We start from the raw sequence: 4527 nt of genomic DNA, 5'->3' as shown, positions 1-4527 counted from the left end.
AGGCGCCCGCCCGCTCGGGCTTCGGCCTGAAGCGCGGCGGCAAGTCCCGGCTGCAGGAGCGGCTCGACAAACAGGCCGCCAAGGACGGCGGCACGGTCCGCAAGGCGCTGGGGGCCTCGGCCATTGCGGTCCTGCTGACCGCGGGCGGCGCCTATGCGACGGGCCAGCTGACGGGCTCGGGTCTCAATATCCCCGGCCTGCCGGGCGCTGAACCGGCCGTGCCGGTCGCGGCGCTCGCCGTCGTGCCGGCCAAGGCCTCGCCGGCCGATCTGGCGCGCGGCGAAGATCTGTATCAACAGGCGACGGCCCAGCTCGATGCGAACGAGGCCGGCGGGGTCGAGACCCTGAAACAGGCCGCCGCCACCGGCTATACGCCGGCCCAGCTGCATCTGGCCGGCCTCTACCAGGACGGCGACAAGGGCCTGGCCGTCAATCTGGCGGAAGCCCGGGCCTGGGCGCGCCGCGCGGCGGACGGGGGCGACGCCCGCGGGATGCATGCCTATGGCATGTATCTGTTCGACGGCGTCGGCGGGGACCAGAACCGCGGCGAGGCGCTGGAATGGCTGAAACGCGCGGCGGAGCTCGGTCTGGTCGACAGCCAGTTCAATGTCGCCAAACTCTATGAGACCGGTGACCAGGGCATCCAGCCCGACCTCACCGAGGCCTACAAATGGTATCTGATCGCGGCGCGCGCCGGCGATGGCGACGCCCGGTCAGCGGTCGAACGTCTGCGGGCCACGGCGCCGGCCGCGGTCCGTTCACAGGCCCGGACCGAGGCCGAGCAATTTGCGGTCGAACCGCTCGCCTGAGGCGGGAGACGACCAAGCCTTTCTGGCGCATCGGGTGGCGGGGACCGCCGGGTGGGTCTAGGACAACCAGACTTCCGTCGTCGCCTTCCCGGCGCCTAGCCTCAGTTCCAGCCGAAGGCGCGTCCTTTGGATATCTATCTGCCGATCGCCGAGGTTTCGGTGAACTGGCCGTTCCTGGTTCTGCTGGGCGCGACGGTCGGATTCGTGTCCGGTCTGTTCGGCATCGGCGGCGGCTTCCTGATGGCCCCGATCCTGATCTTCATGGGCATTCCGCCGTCGGTGGCGGTGGCCAGCCAGGCCAGCCATGTCGTCGCCTCCTCGACCTCGGGCGTGATCAGCTACACCAGTCAGAAGGCGGTCGACTATCGCATCGGCGGAGTCATGGCCCTGGGCGGCGTCGTCGGCGCGCTGCTGGGCGTCGAGCTGTTCCGCTATCTGCGCCTGCTCGGCCAGGCCGATATGGCGGTGGCGGTTTCCTATCTGCTGTTTCTCGGCGCCATCGGCACCCTGATGCTCTACGAGAGTCTCGGCCAGATCCTGCGCCGGGTGCGCGGCGAGGTCCTGCCGCACAGGGAGCGCCGCCGGCCGCTGTGGTTGTACGGCCTGCCCTTGAAGATGCGGTTTCCGCGCTCGGGCCTCTACATCAGCGCCATCCCGCCGTTCGTTCTCGGTGGTTTCGCCGGCGTCCTTTCAGCCATCATGGGTGTCGGCGGGGGCTTCATCCTGGTGCCGGCGATGCTCTATGTGCTGCGCATGAGGGCCGGGGTGGTGGTGGGCACCAGCCTGTTCCAGATCATCATCGTCACGGCCATGACCACCGTCCTCCAGGCCGGCCGCAACCAGACCGTCGATATCATCCTGTCCACCCTGCTTCTGGTCGGCGGCGTCGTCGGCGCACAGTACGGGGCCCGGCTGTCGGGCCGGTTCCGGCCGGACGTACTGCGGGCCGTGCTGGGGCTGATTGTCCTGCTCGTCGGCATCCAGATGGGACTGGAACTGTTCGTGCGGCCGTCTGACCTGTTCGCCTTCGCGCCGGGGGTGACGGAATGATCCAGGCTCTTCCCCCGCCGCCGCCGGCGATCATCGCGCCGGCGCCGGAACGGTCGGTCGGGACCGTCGGCCAGGTCCGCGTCGCCGCCGCCATGACCGACGCCCGTGTCATGATCGACTCCAGTTTTCGGGGAGCCTCGATCGTCCTGTACGGCGCCGTCTTCAATCCGACCGATCGGCCGGCGGATGTGGTGGTGGTGGTGCGTGGCCCGGACGGGCCGGTGCGTCTGGTCAAGAAGACCCGCAATATGGGCTTCTGGCTCAACAGCCGGCCGGTCCTGTTCGAGGGCGCCCCGGGCTTCTACATGACGGCTTCGACGCGGCCGCTGTCCGACATCGCCGACTTCGGTCAGTTGCGCCGCCTTGGCGTGGGGGTTGATCACCTGAGGATCAATGCGCCGCAGGAGAGCCGCACGGTCACTCGCTACGGCGTGCGCGACGTGGTCGTCAGCCGACTGGGCGAAGACTATCTGGACTACCGCCGCGCCGTGATCCGGCTCCGCGAGGCGGCGGCTCTGTACAACACCGATCCCGACGGGGTGGAGTTCGTCGACGCGGGGCTGTTCCGCGCCGAGGTCGAGCTGCCGGCGGTGGCCCCGACCGGCCAGTATTTCGCCGAGGTCTGGCTGTTCCAGGACGGCGAGCCGGTGTCGGTCTCGAATCTGACCCTGACGGTCGAAAAGGTCGGCATCGAGCGCGACCTCTATGAGTTCGCCCATCGGCGGCCGTGGAGCTACGGCGTGCTCGTCGTGCTGCTGGCGGCGTTTATGGGCTGGGCGGCGAGCCGGCTGTTCAGGCGCAGCTGACGGTCCATGGCGGGTATCGGTCCGCACGCAACGAAAAAGGGCCCCCCGCAGCAGCGGAGGGCCCTTTCGATTACGAGATTTGGTGGTCTCAGTCGCTTTCGCCGTCGTCCACGACTTCATTGACCGCGAAGCCGACCAGAATGGCGGCGCCGATGAAGATCAGCGGCAGCGGGATCGCGGCGAGTTCGCTCGACTCTCCGGCTTGCGCGCCGACGCGGTCGCCAATGCGGGCGGAGACTTCGGTGGAGGCGGCGGCCTGGCCGGCGACCAGCAGCAGGCCGGCGACGGTGGCGGCGATGATCTTCTTCATGAATGTGTCCCCTCGGAAAGTTTCAAGCCGCTTTCTATCGACGCAAACCTGGCAAGGCAAGACCGCGTGCGTGTCCTGCCGGCAACAACTCCGGGGCGAAAAGGGGCCATTTGCGCCCCCTGGCGAGCAAATCTGTCCGGAGCCGGTGGATCACCCGGCCGCCGCGAATTCGCTCAGCGCATCGATGACAGCCCGGTTCTGGTCTTCGGTTCCCACCGTGATGCGCAGACAGTCGGGCAGGCCGTAGCCGCCGACGGGACGGACGATAATACCCTTCGAATTCAGGTAGTCATTGGCGGCCGCCGCGTTGCGTTTCTCGTCCGGGAAGCGGACGAGCACGAAGTTTCCGGCCGAGGGGAAGACGTCGAAGCCGAAGCCGCGGATGGCCTGGGTCAGGCGCGGACGCCAGGTCTGGACCAGGTCGCGCGAGGCCTGCTGATGCGCCTCGTCGCCGAGCGCGGCGACGGCGGCCTCAATGCCCGGCACCGAGACGTTGAACGGCAGGCGGATGCGGTCGACCGCCTCGGCCACCTTCAGCGGCGCATAGCCGAAGCCGATGCGAAGGCCGCCCAGGCCGTGGATCTTGGAGAAGGTGCGGGTGACGACGATGTTGTCGGCGTCACGGGCGAGCGGGAAGCTGGTCTCCCAGTCCGGCTCGGCGACGAATTCGGCATAGGCCTCGTCGATGACCAGCAGGATGTGGGGCGGCAGGGCCTCGTGCAGGCGCCGGATTTCCTCGGCGGTATTGTAGCTGCCGGTCGGGTTGGACGGGCTGGAGACATAGACGATGCGGGTGCGGTCATCGACCTCTGCCAGGATGGCCTCGGGCGTCAGGCGGAAGTCGGGCTCGGGCGCCAGCTTGACCGAAGCCTGGTTGGCGAGGGCGCTGATGCGATAGGCGAGGAAGCCGTATTTGCCGCTGACGATATTGTCTCCGGGCGTCAGATAGGTCTGGTTCAGCAGGGCGAAGACCTCGTCCGAGCCGTTGCCGAAGATCAGCCGCTCGGGCTCCAGACCGTGATGGTCGGCCACCGCCGTGCGCAGCTTCGCAGCCCGGCCGTCGGGGTACATATGGATCTGACCCACGGCGGCGGCATAGGCCTCGCGCGCCTTCTCGCCGGCGCCGAGGGCGTTCTCGTTGGACGAAAGCTTCATCGGCTCGGCCACCCCCTCGATGCGCGACTTGCCGCCGACATAGGGGGCGATGTCGAGGATGCCGGGTTTGGGCGCGGGCGCGTCGGTCATGGGGCGGTCCTCGAAGTCAGAACAGGGGGGCGGCGCCGATGACGCCGGAAAGGCTGCCGGGCGCGGATGCAAGCCGCCCGTCCTCGGCCTGCACATAGCCCGCGAGCATGAACAGCTTCAAGCCGCCCGCCGCGATCAGCGGGCTGGCGGCGAGGCCGGCGGCGCCGAGGGTCTCGACGATGCGGGCGTCGGGGGCCTGGCTGTCGGTGGCCCAGAAGGTGCGATCGTCGCCCGTGGGGCCGGGCTGGACCTGCTGCACCATCAGGGCGCGGGGCAGGCCCAGCAGGCCGTCGGGCAGGGCCGCGGC

General features: G+C 68.8%; 5 protein-coding genes and 1 pseudogene. 3 read left to right on the top strand and 3 right to left on the bottom strand.

The window, feature by feature from the left end; translation table 11 throughout:
- The 3 genes from QQJ79_RS14945 to QQJ79_RS14935 all read left to right on the top strand — a co-directional run.
- Nucleotides 1–809, top strand: an 809-nt coding sequence (locus QQJ79_RS14945) for a tetratricopeptide repeat protein (protein WP_284223722.1), incomplete at its 5' end; no start/stop codon positions are given.
- Between the two features lie 126 nt (nucleotides 810–935).
- On the top strand, nucleotides 936–1859 hold the full coding sequence (locus tag QQJ79_RS14940; RefSeq protein ID WP_284223721.1) for a sulfite exporter TauE/SafE family protein: 924 nt from the start codon (nucleotides 936–938) through the stop codon (nucleotides 1857–1859).
- Nucleotides 1856–2665, top strand: coding sequence for a TIGR02186 family protein (locus QQJ79_RS14935; RefSeq protein ID WP_284223720.1), 810 nt, complete (start codon nucleotides 1856–1858; stop codon nucleotides 2663–2665). The genes QQJ79_RS14940 and QQJ79_RS14935 overlap by 4 nt, the downstream gene beginning before the upstream one ends.
- 88 nt (nucleotides 2666–2753) lie before the next feature.
- Here QQJ79_RS14935 and QQJ79_RS14930 read toward each other — a convergent pair whose 3' ends face one another.
- From QQJ79_RS14930 to QQJ79_RS14920, 3 genes and pseudogenes are all read right to left on the bottom strand, one after another.
- Nucleotides 2754–2975, bottom strand: coding sequence for a hypothetical protein (locus tag QQJ79_RS14930; protein WP_284223719.1), 222 nt, complete (start codon nucleotides 2973–2975; stop codon nucleotides 2754–2756).
- Nucleotides 2976–3125: 150 nt separating this feature from the next.
- Nucleotides 3126–4220, bottom strand: coding sequence for a histidinol-phosphate transaminase (gene hisC / locus QQJ79_RS14925; protein ID WP_284223718.1), 1095 nt, complete (start codon nucleotides 4218–4220; stop codon nucleotides 3126–3128).
- 16 nt (nucleotides 4221–4236) lie between these two features.
- Nucleotides 4237–4527 (bottom strand): annotated as a pseudogene (locus QQJ79_RS14920) (hypothetical protein); the annotation flags it as partial.

Origin of the sequence: Brevundimonas denitrificans (assembly GCF_030160755.1) — a bacterium.
Lineage (GTDB): Bacteria > Pseudomonadota > Alphaproteobacteria > Caulobacterales > Caulobacteraceae > Brevundimonas > Brevundimonas denitrificans.
Note: the sequence above shows the minus strand (reverse complement) of the source record. Positions and strands in the feature narration are given on the sequence as shown.